The organism is Flavobacterium xizangense, assembly GCF_054075145.1.
On sequence record NZ_JBSIPG010000147.1, the window covers coordinates 1 to 264 of the forward strand.

Genomic DNA, 264 nt, shown 5'->3' on the forward strand with positions numbered 1-264 from the left:
CTAAAAATCAGACCTACAAGGCTTTGAAAACCTTGCAGGAAATAAAAACATAAAAAATGGAACAAACACTAAGATGGTTCGGACCAAATGATCCTGTTTCTTTACAAGATATCAAACAAACCGGCGCAACGGGAATTGTAACGGCTTTACACCATATTCCGAACGGACAGGTTTGGACAATTGAAGAAATCATTAAACGAAAAGTAGAAATCGAACATGAAGACGGCGATCCGAAAAAAGGTGCTTCTGGGTTGATTTGGTCGG

1 protein-coding gene is annotated in these 264 nt (G+C 39.4%); it reads left to right on the forward strand.

The genetic code is table 11. From position 1 onward, the window contains the following. Positions 1-56: 56 nt before the first annotated feature. Positions 57-264 (forward strand): mannonate dehydratase (locus ACWA1B_RS22870; RefSeq protein ID WP_456910931.1); only part of this gene is annotated, 208 nt, incomplete at its 3' end.